This is a genomic window from Bilophila sp., from assembly GCF_057864385.1.
In genome coordinates this window covers 1-16,235 of record NZ_DBMAFI010000068.1, presented here as the reverse complement: position 1 = coordinate 16,235, position 16,235 = coordinate 1, and the positions used below count along the sequence as shown (strand labels likewise).

Here is a 16,235-nt window from a genome sequence, read left to right as displayed (position 1 = left end):
CTATGACATCCCTGAAGACCTCTGGCTCAGGCTTGAGCCCATACTGCCAACAGAAGGTTCTCCTCGTGGAGGGAGACCGATTGGTGACGTCAGAAACTTTCTCAATGCTGTACATTGGATGCTGCGAACCGGATCTCCATGGCGAGCTTTGCCAGAGAAATATGGTTCGTGGAAAACCGTATATTCCCGATTCAGGCGTTGGCAGAAAAGAGGATATCTGACTGCTATCCTTAAGCTTCTTACCTTACAGGCTGACATGAACCACATCATGATTGATGGGACATACGTTCATGCTCACAAGCATAGTGCCGGAGCTCGACATACCTCTGGAATCAATCAGGCTCTCGGCCGAAGTCGTGGCGGCTTTACTTCCAAAATTCATGCGGTGGTGGATGCTCTCGGTAATTTGTTGGCTTTTACTGTCACGGCAGGACAATACTCCGAGTATCCTCAAGCCAGTAACCTTCTAATCCAGTATCATAACACAACAATTCTGGCCGATAAGGGCTATGACAGCAGGAGTCTCATCGATGCGCTTCACCAGCAGGGATGTGAAGCAGTTATTCCCTCCAGAAGAACGAACCATCATCCCCGTACCATTGACAGACATCTCTACAAGGAACGTCATCTTATTGAGACGTTTTTTAACAAGATCAAAGAATATCGTAAAATTGCAACTCGTTATGACAAGCTGGCAGAAGTTTTTGCGGCCTTTGTATGTCTGGCTGCTTCACTTATCTGGCTTCGATAAGAGGTTTGCAGACACGCCCTCGCTGACTCGCGGATGATCATACCCCTTGTCCAGACAGAGGTGTCGAACTTCAGCCCCCAGAAACCAGCCGCCCATTTCCCGAGATTTTTTCAGCGTCGCTCCTATCAGGCGGCTGTCATGCACATTGGCGCCTACAGCCGTCACTCCCAGAGGAATACCCTGACCGTCCACATGGAGATGGATCTTGCCGCCACTTCGCCCTCTATCCGTCGGGTTGCGTCCGAGGCCCTCAGCCGCTGATTTTTTGAGAGCGCGTCGGCGCTTGCAGCAAGGTGCCGTCCATAGCTTGCCATTGGGCATCTACGCCGACCTTTTCCCCATATTCCGCAAGAAATATGCGAAAAATCTCCGCCATGACACCGGCTTTGTTCCAGCGTTAGAAGTGTTCGTGGACAGTGCTTTTTGAGCCATAGCAGGCGGGAAGCATGGCCCATTGGCATCCGCTCCGGCATTTGTAGAGAATCCCGGCAAGAATCGTGCGCTGTGAAAGCGGCTTGCTGCCGCCACTTCTTTTTCGTTTGAATGGGGCAAGAAGAGTCTCGATACGTTCCCACAGTTCATCAGGCACATCGCGAAAGTCTGTCTGTTTCATGGGACGAGCTTACCAGATTTTTTTAGAATCAAAAATCATGCCGGATATCCTCTAAACACAGGTAATCCTCCGGCAAAGCCTGGGGATTACCTGTGTTATTTATTTTGGTTGCATTCCAAAAATTTTTGAATTGATCGCCATCTCTACACTCCCCAGTTTGTGGCAAATTCATCTTTCAGCGCTTGCCCGTAATTTCCCGACAATTCCTTTTCGCAGGTAACGCCCAAGAATTGGGCGGCCCTTGTAGCCCCGACATAGAGATAATTGCCGATTAAGTCCGGGTACAAAAGTGCGAGCCTGTCAAGGGAGACGAAGAAGGCTGCCTCGAATTCAAGCCCCTTGATATGCTTTATATCAAAAACCCTTATTGCCCGCCCATCTCCAACTGTCTGCCCTTCATGGCATGCTTGGACAAGGGCGTTTGTCTTCTGGTTGAGTTTTTCCTTTATCTCCCGGGCGATCGGGCTCACATACTCCTCCGACGGTACGAGAATAGCTATGGAAGGAATGTTGCCTTCAAGGATTTGCTCTATCTCGACTATGCGATCGACAATCCATGACGATATTTGTCGGTTTTCGAGATTCTCCCCTAATACCGGCCTGAATCCCTCGTTCGCATGCATGTTTTCCTGATGGCCGGATGCATGTGCGTTGCCGCCGACCATATCGAGTACCTTCAGAGAGAACTTGTAAAGAGATTTCGTCTGCCGATAGGGGATGGATATATGTTTTTCCTCAATATTACCGCCTGGCAGAAAATCCTTGATGATGCCCACATCTCTGGTTCCTTCCGAGGCAAGACGCTGGTTGAAGTCGCCGCATGCAAAGAATGAATTTATCTTTGGGTGAGCCATCAATTTCATGCATCCCAGCTGGAGCGGGGAAAAGTCCGGAGCCTCATCCACGAACACTTGGGCCCTGTAATTCTCCCTTACCGGCCTGAGAGATGAAGTCAACCTTGACTCGTCATGGGCCAGCTGTTGCTTGCGCAGAAGGTCGGCAGCTATCCTCAATTTAGTGAATATGAGCAGATCAAGTTCCGTGCCGCTAATTTTCTTACGCAGGGCTGAATCTGGATGATAGAACTTGTTCTCCGCCTGCTTAAGTTTTCTGAACTTGCCGTATCTTGCGACGATTGAATTGAAAAACTTGTTCAAAGGATTGTACAGTGGACCCATGCTCCTGATTCTGCTGGCAGACCGGTTTATGGTTTCCAGCACGTCACGAGGAGGTATCCTGTCGCCAAGCCATTCCATCTGTCTGGCGTTTCTCGATGTGGATTTTCTCGTATCGAAACCGGACGCCTTGGAAGCGAGCCATATTATAAGGCTGCGGTATTTCCTTATCGCAATCTTGATTCTGTCGCTGGAGGTCAGGCCATCGTCATCTTCTTCATCAATGATGTCGGCCTCGGCCGCCTCGCTTTCATCCGCTTCCGTCTGCTCGCGGCTTTCAAGACTTGCAAGAAAGTCCGAATATTCTACCAAGAATTTTTTATTCTTCAGCTTGTTTCCCAAATCCGTATTTATGGCTGTTTCTATTTCCTTCCTTTCCTTTTTGTACAGGTCAGATATCTGCTCATGATTCGTGAATATCAGGCAGAATATCTCATCAAGGAAGAACCTATCGGAATTGGATGACCTGGTTATCAAGTCATAATACCTGTTGATGAATGAGTTTTCCTTGAAGAGGCCCAGCGATACGGATTTCTCCAAGGCCTGGGTCAACTCGTTCATGTAGTCTTTCACGAGCCAACTGTGGAATTCGGAAAACAGCTCGGTAAGGGAGTCAAAATCATTCCGCAATGTCGTGACATCTTGCGAATAGAGAAAGCCGGATTCGAATCTTGCTGTCTTCAGTATCCTCAGCACGTCCCTGCCGAGCTTGTTTCTGTATGAGTCCCAGGTGGTGATATGCTGATCGTCTGCTGGGACGCCTTCCCTATTGAAAGCCTCCTTGAGATAGCTTTTCAGCAGGATCGTGGGCGTGAACATAATCCAACTGGAACGGTACTCTTCTTCCGTTTCGAATGTTCTCAACACAAGATCCCGTTCCGCTTCCATAAGCCCGTTTTTGAAATCAAGCTTTTGGCCAAGCCGCCGGATCAACGTGGTCGTCTTGCCGGTTCCAGCAGGCCCAACCAGCAAAAGCGAACAATTCAGGCGCAGGCGGAAGATGTCGTCCTGTTGCGAATCAAGAAAGACCTGATCCGGCAAAGTGAACCTTTCGACGATTTCCTTCTTTATCCCGGTAACGACATTGGTTTCCCGTTCCTGCTCCTGAAGATACCTTTCCAAGACTTTTTCGGGGTCGATATCCTCTTCTTTCTCAAGAACCTTCAATAACGAACTTATCGTCTTGAACTGGAGATCGATGGAATCCCTGTATTCAGTCTTGCGTGAATCCCATCCGGCATTGGTCCTTTTCGGGATGTAGGTGACCTGCTGTATCTTGACTATGTCCTGCTCATCAAACTGCTCGAGCCCAGTCACCTCCCCCATGTCGTATGTCTCGCCGATTTCAAGAGCCGCCAGTCTTCCCATGGGGGCCCTGTAACTAATTAGGTTTTTCACTCCGGTTGGCGGAGTCGCGCGGCAAATATAATAAACCTTTGTTTCCTTCTTATCCGGAAAATCGATTACCACGCGACCGACGGCTGGTTCGGCTTTCAGTTTCAGGTATTCATGTCTGAGGGTATTGCTTATGCTGGCAAGATTCTTGAATGCATCATGGTTTGGAGAGGCCATGACGCCAGAACTGTATGAGAAATCCTGGGACAACTTTGATTCCACAATACTCGATATTTCAGCAAATTTCTCAATTGATTCCTGAGCGAGATGAGCGAGCTTGTTTTCCGCAAGGTATTTGTCAAGATGTGATTCAGACATGCGTCTCTCCAATCAGGAACATGATAAAATTTATACATTTTAATGATAATTTTACCCAATTTTCGTCATCCAGTAAAGTCCAAAGAGGTATTCAAAACCACCCGCTATGTGGGTGGTTTTGATTTCTTACAATTCTCTCAAGAATATATTTACTTCTACGGTAGTAGCGCTTTTCATATTCCACAAGAGATCCTATCTCGTCCGGAAAAATTTTTTTAATCTTTCTTTTTTGTAGGTACTTACGCAGGTACTCATATTTTTACTGAAATAAAATATTTATAAAATCAAATAATTACATATAATATTCGCTTTTATCATGCAGCGCCGCGTGCTGGTCGTTCTTCTGCCTTCGCTGGAAAAAGCCCCCGCAGAACTGGCCAGCCTCGGAAAAATCAGCCTCTCCGCCATACGCAACGCCTGTGCCGTTGGCCTCGGCGCACATATTGAAGGCGACGCCGCCGACGTGCTGGAAGCCCTGCCCACGGACACTGTGGGCATCGGCCCGTATCTGTGCATCGTGGATGAATATGCGGCCATCGTCACCCCCGGCTTTGAGGTCGTGCTGACACAGGGGCGCGGTCTCGGCATAGCCGCCATCGTCGCCTCCCAGGATTACGCCGGTATTCTGGAAGCAGACAAAAAAGGCGCGCAGCAGATGGTGGCCAACACCTCCATAAAAATCTTCATGAAAATGCAGGACGCGGAAAAAACTTGGGAACTCATACGGGGACAGGCCGGACAAGGCACCGTCCTCCGCACCACCGGCTTCAACGTCAACGAAAAAATAAGCGCAGGTTACCGCGACGCCATGAACACCACCGTGGAACAGGAAGACCGCGTCGTCCTGCGCGACTTGCAGGAACAGATCGAAGGCGAAGCCCATTTCATCTTCAGCGGGCAAATCGTCCGGGGCACCATGTTCTTTGCCAACCCTTCCCTGAAAAAAGCGCAGCTGCGCGTCCCCCAGCTTGTGCAGCTCTCCCAGGAGAAACACTATGACCATGCGGCATAAAAGAGAAAAAGCCCGGCTAGCTGAAAATGGTCGCCAACCTTGCAAGAACTTCATCCATAATGACGGGCGGTACTTGTTCCAGCCGTCTGCCGGATCTCGCCCGCAAGTCCAGCGCCCTGGGCTGGTCACAACGAACTACTCCTGTAGTACGCGTGCCGCATCCGCTGAGCGACACGGCGAATCCTGCAGTACGGGCAAAATTCCCCCCGCTGGTAATCGGCAACACTACGGGAACCTGCGTCACTCTGTTGAACTCGTCGGGAGAAATCACCAACACCGGTCGCGTTCCCTGTTGCTCATGCCCTTCTGTAGGATCAAGCGTCACCAGATAAATATCACCACGCCGCATCAGATCAGCTCCCCGCCCGTGGCTCCAGCCCCGGTCCACACTCCATCCTCAGGGGAAAGCGGCGCGGAAGCATCACACTGAGCCAACAGTTCCTGCAGGCTGTACTTCTTCCTGACGTTCGGCTCAATAATCAGACGCCCGGATTCCACGGCCATGCTTACCGATGACCCCGATTCCATTCGCAGCATTTCCAAAATGGCGGGAGGAACGGCCAGCATCACTGAACCGCCGACTTTTCTCAAATTAGCTGTGTACATCGTCATCCTCCATAAGTTATATTTTTATATAACTCGCAATCGCCAATATGGCAAGTCCCCTTCGACAATACCGCACCGGAGAACAGTTATGACGCGACTCGTACAACTTATTACTCTTTTCATCTGTCTTTTGTCGGGATCGGTTCCTTCTGCCCATGCCGGAACGCCCGTGTCCGACCGGATAGCCGTGGAAGCTGGCGTAAAGGCAGAACTTTCAAAAGACCTGGCGCTGCCTTACGCGCCCGATGCGGCCCTTTCCGGCAGAACCTGTCTGGACGGCAGGCCGACAAAAGAATTTCAGGGCGACATCATGGAATACTGGGTCAACCTGGAATGTCCTTACTGCGGCATTGAGGAACCGCTCCGGGCACAGCGGGAAAATCCCGGCATGTGCATTGTCGTGCGTCACAGCCCTTCGGACAACTACGGAGAGTCGTTGAAAAAAGCCCTGAGCTTTGAAGCACTCCTGCGCTTTTCTCCGAACGCCGCGCACAGCTTCTGGAATGCCGTGGTGCCCCGGACACCTCTCGGCGTTCCGAAACCCTATGAGGCTGCGCTGCAAACGGCGCTTCAGGATGCGGCCATTGTGCCGGAAGACTTTGCCGACTCTCTGCAACAGGTCGCTCCTGTCGTAGGCGCGGATATTATCGCCTCGCAATCCAGAATCACCTCAACTCCCACCTGGATTCTGGACGGCATTCGTTTTCCCGCCTGTGATTTCACGGCCTCACAAGTGCCGCTGGCTCTCGAACTCGCCCATAAGGCCCGCGCCGAAGACGCCGATGCCAAAGAACGCATCGTCCAGATGATTACGCGCGGCCTTTTGAATGAGTCCGTTTTATGACGCCCTCTTTCCCTGACCCGTCTTGACGAACGCTTCCCTTCTCACTAATCTTATAAGTAAGATTTATCTTGTAAATAAGATTTCAGGGAGAACTCATGGAACTTGCCAAGGTCACTTCGCGCGGTCAGATCACGCTGCCCCTCGCCATTCGCAGAAAGCTCGACGTGAAGGAAGGGGATAAGGTTGTTTTTTATGAAGAAAACGGGCGCATTGTCGTTGAAAACGCCGCAAAGCTGACAATCGCCCAGGAAAAAAAGCCCGGCGAGTAGGAACAGGCTGTCTTCATTTCGACGCGCCGCCTTTCCTCCGCCCAGCGGCAAGGAAAGGACAGTATGGCCAGACGGCGCAAGCAGACCAGTGATTCCCGTCAGTTGTCGCTGTTCGACATCATGGTCAGCCATATCGAACAGATCAGGGAAGAAAACATTCAGGATGACATAAGGGAAGAAGCCGGAACACGGATACTCCGGGAGCCGACGCACGAACAGCCCCCGTCCGCTACGCCTCCGGTCAGCCCCGCCTCACACGAAGAACTTCCGAAAGAACCGGAACATCCCGGCAAACGGAAGCCGCTGCTTCCGCCCGATGACAGCATCCCCCCGAAAAGGCTCGGCGTGAACGGACGCGGTTTCTCTGTTTATGAAACGTCGGACGGGGGACGCATGTACAGTCCTTCCCTGGACATCGTGCGCTTCATCGACGGCGACAGGGACACGCCGGAAGAGCTGTTCCGGAAAGGAAACGAAGACTACCTGACCGTGCAGGAAGTCGCGGCCTTCAGACAACAACATTCCTCAACTCAGGAGGTTTCCCATGCTGGACAGACAGACAAACCCGCTGGACATCGCCAGAACCGTTCTCAAGCCAGAAACCATTCACGACCTCAAGGTCAGAGGGTTCACCAATTCAGCCTACTTGATTCTCGACCGCTGGGCACTGAACAGTCCCGACGAACTGAAGCGCCTGGAAGAGGAAGGGAATCTGGCCTTGCAGATACGACTGGATCAGCAGCAGGCCATAGAGAAGAGGACGCTGTGCAGCGAATCCGCCCGGCAGGCGAGCCTGCGGGGGATGTCGGACTGGGAGATTTTGGAAAGCTGCGGGGTGGAGATGAACCTGAAAATTACCGGATAAGCCCGGAAGATCAGCTTGGCGTCGGCGGCGCAAAGAAAAAATATGCGGATAACCTCGCCGCCATACGTCTGCTGAAGCAGCTCCAGGCCAACGGCGCGAAACTGGCCACCCCGGAAGAAAAAAGCACGCTGGTGCATTTTGTCGGATGGGGTGGTCTTCCGCAGGTCTTTGACCCCAAAAACGACAAATGGGCGGCGGAATACCGGGAACTTCAAGGCGTACTCTCCCCCGATGAATACGCGGCCGCCCGGCGCTCCACACAGGACGCTCACTATACCTCGGAAACCGTCATCAGGGGCATCTATCAGGGGCTTTCCAGACTCGGCGTTGAAACGGGAAAGGAACTCCACATTCTCGAACCTTCGGCGGGTATCGGCAATTTTATCGGACTTTGCCCGGAAAGTTTCCAGGCCCGGTTCCTGGCCGTGGAACTGGAACCGACAACAGCGGCCATTGCCGCATACCTGTACCCCAAAGCCCGCCACATCAATAACGGCTTTCAGAACATCCCCCTCAACACGCCGAGTTTCGACCTTGCAGTGGGCAATCCTCCTTTCGGGAATCAGTCTCTCTACGACCCCGAATTTCCCGAACTGAAAAAATTTTCCATCCACAACTATTTTCTCGCCAAGTCCATGCGCCTGCTGCGCGAGGGCGGCATAGCCGCCTTTGTGGTCAGCCGTTACTTCATGGATGCCGTCGATTCCTCCGCCCGCGAACATATCGCGGGATATGCCGACTTCCTGGGCGCGGTGCGCCTGCCTGAAACCGCTTTCCGGCAAAATGCCCTGACGGATGTCACCACCGACATCGTTTTCTTTCAAAAGCACAACGGCGAAAACAAGCGGAGTCTGGAGTGGCTCCACACGTCCAGCATGGAAGTGGACGACCTCAAGCACGGCGGCAGGCGCACCGCCGTGGTCAACAGCTACTTCGCTTCCCGCCCGGAACAGATCATCGGAAGAATGGCGTATTCCGGGGGCATGTTCGAGGACAGCCTGAACTGCGTGTCCGATGCGTCTCAGACAGACCTCGGCGAAGAAATAGCCCGGCGTCTGGACGCGCTGCCTGCCGTGCAGTTCAGCCCCTTACCCTCTGCCGAAGTCCGTGAAGCCGAATCCGGTCTCAATCATGACTTCCTGGCTTCCGACTACTTCCAGTCCCTGAAAATGGGCGCACTCTGCGTTGAACCTCAAAGCAGAAAAATCGTCTTCAAGACTTCCGGGGAGTTCGGCGACGGAGGTTATGAACCCGTCACCGTAAAAAATGAAACCGCCCGACTGCGCCTGGCTTCCATGATTCAGCTCAGGGATACCCTGCGTGAGCTGCTCAATGAGGAAAAAGGCGAAGGAAGTGAAAGTCGTATGGCGAACCTGCGCCAGCGGCTCAACACGCAATACGACGCCTTTGTCAAAAAATACGGGCACCTCAACTCACAAACCAACCGCAGCCTCATGCGGGAAGACCCTGAACACGCTCTGCTGGAATCCCTGGAAGCGGACTACGACAAGGGCATTTCGCCGGATGTGGCCCGCAAGACCGGCAGACAGGCCAGACCCGCTTCCGCCAGAAAAGCTGCCGTATTCCGACAGCGTGTGCTTAAACCGGCGACGCTCGCCCAACAGGCGGAAAGCCCCAAGGATGCCCTTGTCATAGCGCTTCGGGAAAGCGGCAAGGTGGACTTTGCCCGCATGGAACAGCTTCTCGGACGCTCCACCGATGTCATTCAGCGGGACTTGCAGGAACAGGGCCTTATTTTTCTCAACCCCGCCACGGAACTCTGGGAAATCAGGGATAAGTATCTCACGGGCAATGTCCGGGCAAAACTGCGTCAGGCACGGGACGCCGCAAGCTCCGACCCTCGCTTTCTGCCCAATGTGGAAGCGCTTACGGAGGCTCTGCCGCCCGACATAGAAGCCGTGGACATCGGCGTCAAGTTCGGCTCCGCCTGGCTTCCTCCTTCCGTCATATCGGACTTCATCGAACATCTGCATGGCGGAAAAGGCTCTCAGCAGGTGGATTACCTGCCCACGCTCGGTCGATGGAGCGTCCGTGTCTATCTGTACGATGCCGCGCTGAATACCAACGTCTGGGGCATCCCGGAATACCCTGCGGAAAAAATCATTGAAGCCCTTCTGATGAACAAGCCCATCAAGGTGGAAAAGGAAACCGGCCAGCGCGACGAACAGGGCAGACCCATCACGGTTCTGGACCAGGAGCTGACCGCCGCAGCCATGCAGAAGGCCGACGAAATAAAACAGGCCTTCACGGACTGGATATGGACGGATGACGACAGAAGAGCCAGCCTGTCCAGGCTCTACAACGACCGCTTCAACACGAACGTGCCTCCCAGGTATGACGGCTCCCATCTTGAGCTGGTCGGCGCTTCTTCAGAAGTAAAACTTCGGCCTCACCAGAAGGATGCCGTCTGGCGGGCCATTCAGGAAGGCACGGCCCTGTTCGATCACGTCGTCGGCGCGGGAAAGACCATGGCCTGCATAGCGACCATCATGGAATCCAAGCGCATGGGCTTTGTTTCCAAACCGATGGTGGTCGTCCCCAACCACCTTCTCCACCAGTGGCGGGATGAGTTCTACAAGCTCTATCCCAATGCCCATATTCTGGTGGCGGACAAGACCGACTTCACCAAACAGAACCGGGAACGGCTTTTTTCCCGTATTGCGACCGGAGACTGGGATGCCGTTATCGTCGCGCACAGCTCCTTCCGTAAAATCGACATGCCTCACGACATTCAGCGGGAGATTCTGAAGGAGCAGATTGATGCGGTGCTGGAAGCCATTGAGGCCGTGAAGGAGGCGGAAGGCGGCCGGGCCACGGTCAAGCAGCTTGAAAAGCAGCGGGAAAACATGGAAGCTCGCTATGAACTTCTGCTCGCGGGCACGGGGAAAAAGGATACCTCCGTTGATTTCGCCGACCTGGGCGTGGATGCGCTCTTTGTGGACGAAAGCCACGAGTTCAAGAACCTTGCCTATCAGACCACCATGAACGTCTCAGGTCTGGGCAATATCACAGGTTCGGCCAAAGCGCTCGATCTCTTCATCAAGTGCCGCTACCTGCAACGGAAAAACGAAGGCCGGGGCGTGTACTTTCTGACCGGCACCCCCATATCGAATACCATTGCCGAAGTGTACACGCTCCAGCGCTACATGCAGTATGGGGAATTGCAGGCCAAGGGCATCGACCATTTTGACTCCTGGGCCTCCACCTTCGGCCAGGTCACAAGCGGCTGGGAACTTGACGCCACAGGGGTGAACTACAAGCTCAAAAGCCGCTTCGCCAAATTCCAGAACATCCCGGAACTGCTTGCCATGTACCGGACCTTTGCCGATGTCGTCACCAAAAACGATCTGGATGAACAGGCAAAGCAGGCAGGGCTGCGCCCCCTGACGCCTCCCGTCACTGATGGAAAGCCGTATAACGATGTGGCCGAACGCTCCGGGGAACAGGCGGCCTACATGGAAAAAATCATCCACCGCATGGAAAACCTTCCTCCCGATCCGCGTCAGGACAATCCGCTCAAAATCACCAACGACGCCCGCAAGGCCGGTCTGGACTATCGCCTGATAGAACCGCACGCGGATGATTTTGCAGGGTCCAAGGTCAACGCCGCCGTTGAACGCATCTATCACATTTGGAGCGACACGGCGGCGGACAGAGGCACGCAGCTTGTCTTCTGCGACCTGTCCACCCCCAAGGGCGGCAGAACTCCGACTTCCGCACCGGCCAACCGTAACGACCTGGAATTGGAAACGCTGCTGGACGTGGACGGCACACTTCTGCCTGAACAGAAGGATGAGGAATCTCACGGAACAACACAGGCGGAAAAGGACGACAGCGGTGAAGACACCTCCGTCGCTTCCGACATGGATGCCGTCATTGCGCTGTCGTCAAAGTTTTCCGTCTATGACGACATACGAAGCAAACTTGTCGCGCGGGGGGTTCCGCCGGAAGAAATCGCCTTCATCCATGAGGCCAACACCGACATCCGCAAGGCAAAACTCTTTTCCGACATGAATGCCGGCCATGTTCGTATCCTGCTCGGCTCCACCAGCAAGATGGGCGCTGGCATGAATGTCCAGAAACGTCTGGTGGCCGCACATCATCTTGATGCCCCCTGGCGGCCTTCCGACCTGGAACAGCGCAACGGGCGCATTATCCGCCAGGGCAACCTGTTCTATGAGCGCGACCCGGAACACTTCTCCGTGGGCATTTACAACTATGCCACCAAACAGACGTATGACGCCCGGATGTGGCAGACCATAGAGTACAAGGCGGCTGCCATCGAGCAGTTCCGCAAGGGCGATCTGCTCCAGCGCGTTATCGACGACGTGCAGAGCGAGGCCGCCAACGCCGCCGAAATGAAGGCCGCAGCTTCAGGCAATCCGCTGATTCTCATGCAGGTTCAGCTTGCCGCAGACCTTCGCAAGCTGGAAGCCCTGTATTCCCAGCATCAGCGGGGACAGCATCGTCTGCGCGACAGGCTGAAGTGGCTCAACGGAACCGATGAGCGTCTTGCCAAGGCGGAAAGCGCCTACGCCGCCAACATCCGGCACCGGGACAGCCACACCCATATCATCAAGGAAAAAGACAAGGAAAAAATCCGTATAGAACTCTTTGCGGGAGACAAGATGCTGACGGACAGAGACGGCGAAAAAATAAAGGATATTCTGCTCGGCTGCGTGAAGGAGATCACGCGCAATGCCGGAGCCAGGGTACTGTTCGGCTCCTATCGGGGCTTCGCCATGCACCTTGAACGCTATGCCCAGTCCTTCGGCGGCAAGGAGGGGTTCAGAATCGTTGTGACAGGTACGGATGGACAGGAGTTCAAGCCGGACAATCTCGTCTATCTCTTTGACAACAAACTCAGTCTTTCCGGTCTGTTCCAGCGCATGGACAACTTCCTGGCCAAAGGTTTCGATGAAGCCATGGAAAAATTCCGGGAAACCTGCCGTCATGAAAAGGCGGAACTGGAAACAACCAGAGAAGCGCTCGGCAGGGAGTTTCCCCAGAAGGAGGAACTGACCCTGGCGCGGGAAAATCATAGCGCCATCATCCGGGAGTTGCAGCGTATGCAGGATGACGCGAGCTATGTTTCCCACTGGACACCAAAGACTTCCGACGCCGGGGCCGACACGACTCCGGCAGAAGAGACCAGGCAGGAAACTCCCGACGCCCCCTTCTCCATGGCAGACGCGGCACCGAAAGACCACCGTGTCTGTACGCTTACCTTTGGTGAGCAGGGGGACCAGACGGAGTACGCCGTCACGCACAGTCCGGTCGGGTATCTTCTGAACCGTTCCCATGTGCGTGAAACTACGAGGTGGCCCATCCATTGCCTGTATGACGACAATCTCTGGCACTCCCTTGTGAAAGGCCCGCCCGGTGTCCGCTTCAAGCAGTTTGAGAGCAGAGAAGACGCCCTGAATTTCGCACGCCAGGATGCCGCACTGCTCGGTTTTGCCGATGCCATGACGCATCCTGAGAAGGATCTCTCCGCAGCTTCGGCAACGGAGGGCGACTCCTATCGCCAAGCCATGGAAAAAGCCGGATTCCGGCCTTCCGGCATGGATTTTTACGGCAAACAAGAACACGAGCTGAAGGTTGAAACGGGTGACGGCGGAATATTTGAGCTGAGAATATTCCAGACGGAAGAGGGTAAAGTCGGCCTGCGTGTTCAGTATGAAAAAGACCACATCATCAACGGTGCGCGAACCGTCCATGCCTCTTTTGATACGCTCAAGGAAACTCTGGACTATGCCAGCATCTATAAGAACATGGCGGAAACGCAAAACATCACTGCGCCTCCTGTGCAGGAGACTTTCTCCATGCGAATGAGATAAAGCATCAGCATGACAGAAGCGCCTTTTGAATTGATAGTTCAAAAGGCGCTTCTTACTGTGAATGATTCGCAAACTGCCGCAGGCTGTCCGACTTCCGCACTCCCCAAAGACTGCATATTACCTCATGCGTGTATGGAGTGCAGACTTTTGCTGCATACCGACACGTTCCTCCACTCGTCGCCACAGCTCCCGGTATGTTTCATACTTCGCCAGCTCTACATCTCCCGCTGTGCCGAAAGCGTAATCCGCCGTGCGTTCGGCGTATCGCTGCCAGTCTCTGCGTGCGGGCGTCTCCCGGATAGCGGGAGCGCATTGCCGGACAGCCTCCATCACAGCATCCCGGCTATGGCCGGTAGCGCGAAGTCGCAGGGCGATCATGGCATCCACACGGGAGTAGTCTTCAATGGTCAGGTGACGGCGAATATCCTCCAGGTGAGCATGGTAGGCGGTAACGGCATCGCCTGAAGGTCCGCCTCCCGGAGGCAGTACCGGACATCGTTTTCTGCTCTCAGCGGCGGCCTCATATTCCCCGGCTATCTGTCGGGCCAGCTCCAGCGCCTTGTGGCACTCACGTTTTTCGGCAACCAGAAGTTTCACCTCCGGGAAGGAACCGTCTTCCCGACGATGCTTCGGCTTTCGATTCTCAAAGCCCGGCGCTCTGTGCGGGTGGATGCAACCGCACAATTTTTTATCTCCATACTCCTTGTTCAGCCGTTCCGTAAGCCGGTTGCCCACATCCCGGTCAAAACGGCTCCCCAGTTTTGCGATGGTCAGAAGGCATTGAAAATTCCCCGGAGAACTCTCCAGAATGACCGCAGGCCGGTATCCGTCCCTTTGCAGCCGGACCAGACTTTCCGCCGTCATGTCGTCGATAAGCACATGATGTTTTTCCTCGGATAACGGAGTGTAATATATATTCTCTTCGCGCCGCTGGAGCCTGAGCATCTCAGGTATGCGCAAGACCAGTTCTTCAGGGGTAAATCCCCTGGTAACGCCGCCTTCCTTGTCGAGAATGAAGGTCTTTTTATTCCCGTTTGTCTCCATGGCGATGCAGGTCACTCGATACCTGTCTGCTCCGACGGCTGCGGCATAACGCCTGAAATTCTCCATTTCCCGCATGAATTCTCTTCCTCTGTCCGGCACCGGCGGCGGGGTGTGTCTTGTCTTTTCCCAGGCGGAACGATACCTCCAGAGTCCTGCCTGACGATGCAGTCCTTTTGCCCGCAGCCATGCCTCAAACCGGGGTTTATGCCGCCTGACCTTTTTCCCCGTGCCCCGCAGGAAACGTCGCTCTTCCCTCTGCTGTATTTTCAGACAATGACGGGCAATATTCAGTACCGGCACGCCGTATTGCGCCAGCCGGGCAAGACTCTTCCGACGCTGTTCTCTCTGCCGCTTTCGCAGGGAATCGACCGGCGTTATTGCCTCGTCGTTTCGTGCCTCTTTTTCTTCTTCCTCAAATTCCTGCTGATAGAGTTTCCATTCTTCCAGGTTTACCGAACTCACCGGCTCCGGCGGCAATGCTTCTTGCTCCTTCGTATAGTTTCCTTCCGTGAACTCTCCCCATTTTCTGCAAAGTTTTTTCATGCTGAAAGCCCGGTCCACGGAAGAAGCCTTCACGGCAATATCTCCCACAAAAATGACCGCACCGGACCCTTTTTTCTCAAAACGGAGACCAACTTCTGCCAGCTTCCGGTGCATATCTTCCCATGAGTCTGCATCCCGTATGATGTCATACCCCCGCTCCTGTGCGATACGCTGGGCAGACTTCTCTCCCGTGGCGTGTTCAACGTCCAGGGCGGCCTGTCGAGGTTTTATTTCCCTGCCGCTCTTTCTCCGGGCCAGTTCACCGTTTTCCAGCACGACATACCGGGCTTTTTCCTGCGGTTTCCATCCCTGTCCGTGTTCAATGAGCGCAAGAATCCTGTGCGCCGCATCAATATCAAATCCTTTGTGCGGCTGAACGACTTTTCCCGTTTCCTCATTCATGCGGTTCACCGCAATGTGAAGATGGTAGTTATCGGTATCATAATGCAGAGCGTACACGGTCTGATGCCCGGCCAGCCCCATGTGACCCAGAAAAATATCCACAGCCTCATCCACCTGTTCCCTCGTGGGCTGCTCCCCCTCCTGCCATGAAAAAATCCAGTGCTGCACCGGCATCTTGCTGTGAACCGACTCTTCGGCCAGAGCGATCATTTCCATCTTCTGGCCATTATGCGTGGAAGTCAGGAAATTCCTGCTGCCCGCATGGGCGACCTTTTCCTGCGGATTCTTGTTGTGAGGAAAGCGGATGTAATCCACCAGATCCCCGATCTGCCACGTCTTCGGCTTATCGACGATTTCCCGTCTGACTTTCTTCACTATCATGGCCGGGCACTCCAAGATGCTCAATGGCGGAAACCAGAAGCTCCAACGCCCGTTCCTGCCGCTCAAGCATATCCACACCGGCACCCGACTGCCGAAGCGTTTCAAAGTTGTGCTTGAGCAGGCCCCCGATACGGCGAAGTTCCCGAATCATCATGG

At 54.0% G+C, this 16,235-nt stretch carries 15 protein-coding genes and 1 pseudogene; 6 read left to right on the top strand and 10 right to left on the bottom strand.

Features of this window, described 5'->3' with window-relative positions; all coding sequences use genetic code 11:
- The coding region (locus tag ACZM8Y_RS15320; RefSeq protein ID WP_489501867.1) for an IS5 family transposase at nt 1–751 on the top strand (751 nt) is incomplete at its 5' end.
- Here the strand turns inward: ACZM8Y_RS15320 and ACZM8Y_RS15315 are convergent.
- Nucleotides 731–943 carry a hypothetical protein gene (locus tag ACZM8Y_RS15315; protein WP_483218079.1) on the bottom strand — a complete coding sequence of 71 codons (213 nt, stop codon included), beginning with the start codon at nt 941–943 and terminating at the stop codon, nt 731–733. The two genes, ACZM8Y_RS15320 and ACZM8Y_RS15315, sit on opposite strands and share 21 nt — an antisense overlap.
- On the opposite strand from ACZM8Y_RS15315, the gene ACZM8Y_RS15310 reads away from it, so the two are divergent.
- Nucleotides 890–1,012 carry a hypothetical protein gene (locus ACZM8Y_RS15310; protein WP_282705450.1) on the top strand — a complete coding sequence of 41 codons (123 nt, stop codon included), beginning with the start codon at nt 890–892 and terminating at the stop codon, nt 1,010–1,012. The genes ACZM8Y_RS15315 and ACZM8Y_RS15310 overlap by 54 nt on opposite strands.
- On the opposite strand, the gene ACZM8Y_RS15305 is transcribed toward ACZM8Y_RS15310, so the two are convergent.
- The 3 genes from ACZM8Y_RS15305 to ACZM8Y_RS15295 form a co-directional block, all read right to left on the bottom strand.
- A complete protein-coding gene (locus tag ACZM8Y_RS15305; RefSeq protein WP_489501868.1) occupies nt 1,002–1,127 on the bottom strand; it encodes a hypothetical protein in 126 nt (41 codons plus the stop codon). The two genes, ACZM8Y_RS15310 and ACZM8Y_RS15305, sit on opposite strands and share 11 nt — an antisense overlap.
- A gap of 21 nt (nt 1,128–1,148) precedes the next feature.
- The gene (locus tag ACZM8Y_RS15300; protein ID WP_483218063.1) at nt 1,149–1,364 is read right to left on the bottom strand and encodes a transposase; all 216 of its coding nucleotides are present in this window, start codon (nt 1,362–1,364) and stop codon (nt 1,149–1,151) included.
- A gap of 143 nt (nt 1,365–1,507) precedes the next feature.
- On the bottom strand, nt 1,508–4,252 hold the full coding sequence (locus ACZM8Y_RS15295; RefSeq protein WP_483218064.1) for an ATP-binding domain-containing protein: 2,745 nt from the start codon (nt 4,250–4,252) through the stop codon (nt 1,508–1,510).
- A 316-nt stretch (nt 4,253–4,568) separates the two neighbouring features.
- Here ACZM8Y_RS15295 and ACZM8Y_RS15290 point away from each other — a divergent pair, with 316 nt between their 5' ends.
- On the top strand, nt 4,569–5,264 hold the full coding sequence (locus ACZM8Y_RS15290) for a TraM recognition domain-containing protein (RefSeq protein WP_489501866.1): 696 nt from the start codon (nt 4,569–4,571) through the stop codon (nt 5,262–5,264).
- A 16-nt stretch (nt 5,265–5,280) separates the two neighbouring features.
- Here ACZM8Y_RS15290 and ACZM8Y_RS15285 read toward each other — a convergent pair whose 3' ends face one another.
- Nucleotides 5,281–5,613 (bottom strand): type II toxin-antitoxin system PemK/MazF family toxin, encoded by a 333-nt coding sequence (locus tag ACZM8Y_RS15285; protein WP_077073078.1) that lies wholly within the window; start codon nt 5,611–5,613, stop codon nt 5,281–5,283.
- Nucleotides 5,613–5,870, bottom strand: coding sequence for an AbrB/MazE/SpoVT family DNA-binding domain-containing protein (locus tag ACZM8Y_RS15280; protein WP_077073077.1), 258 nt, complete (start codon nt 5,868–5,870; stop codon nt 5,613–5,615). Before ACZM8Y_RS15280 ends, ACZM8Y_RS15285 begins: the two co-directional genes overlap by 1 nt.
- 88 nt (nt 5,871–5,958) lie before the next feature.
- On the opposite strand from ACZM8Y_RS15280, the gene ACZM8Y_RS15275 reads away from it, so the two are divergent.
- Nucleotides 5,959–6,714, top strand: a complete 756-nt coding sequence (locus ACZM8Y_RS15275) for a DsbA family protein (protein WP_489501865.1) — start codon at nt 5,959–5,961, stop codon at nt 6,712–6,714.
- 50 nt (nt 6,715–6,764) lie between these two features.
- Here the strand turns inward: ACZM8Y_RS15275 and ACZM8Y_RS15270 are convergent, their stop codons facing one another.
- Entirely contained in the window at nt 6,765–7,196 is a 432-nt protein-coding gene (locus ACZM8Y_RS15270) for a hypothetical protein (RefSeq protein ID WP_302552336.1), read from the bottom strand.
- A gap of 39 nt (nt 7,197–7,235) precedes the next feature.
- Nucleotides 7,236–7,505, bottom strand: coding sequence for a hypothetical protein (locus ACZM8Y_RS15265; protein ID WP_072337180.1), 270 nt, complete (start codon nt 7,503–7,505; stop codon nt 7,236–7,238).
- Between the two features lie 22 nt (nt 7,506–7,527).
- On the opposite strand from ACZM8Y_RS15265, the gene ACZM8Y_RS15260 reads away from it, so the two are divergent.
- Both ACZM8Y_RS15260 and ACZM8Y_RS15255 read left to right on the top strand, forming a co-directional pair.
- On the top strand, nt 7,528–7,848 hold the full coding sequence (locus ACZM8Y_RS15260; protein WP_072337178.1) for an alpha/beta hydrolase family protein: 321 nt from the start codon (nt 7,528–7,530) through the stop codon (nt 7,846–7,848).
- Nucleotides 7,749–13,709, top strand: a complete 5,961-nt coding sequence (locus tag ACZM8Y_RS15255; RefSeq protein WP_489501864.1) for an SNF2-related protein — start codon at nt 7,749–7,751, stop codon at nt 13,707–13,709. Before ACZM8Y_RS15260 ends, ACZM8Y_RS15255 begins: the two co-directional genes overlap by 100 nt.
- A 117-nt stretch (nt 13,710–13,826) precedes the next feature.
- Here the strand turns inward: ACZM8Y_RS15255 and ACZM8Y_RS15250 are convergent, their stop codons facing one another.
- Both ACZM8Y_RS15250 and ACZM8Y_RS15245 read right to left on the bottom strand, forming a co-directional pair.
- On the bottom strand, nt 13,827–16,079 hold the full coding sequence (locus ACZM8Y_RS15250) for a RepB family DNA primase (RefSeq protein WP_489501863.1): 2,253 nt from the start codon (nt 16,077–16,079) through the stop codon (nt 13,827–13,829).
- Nucleotides 16,042–16,235 (bottom strand): annotated as a pseudogene (locus ACZM8Y_RS15245) (hypothetical protein); the annotation flags it as partial. The gene ACZM8Y_RS15250 and the pseudogene ACZM8Y_RS15245, both read right to left, overlap by 38 nt.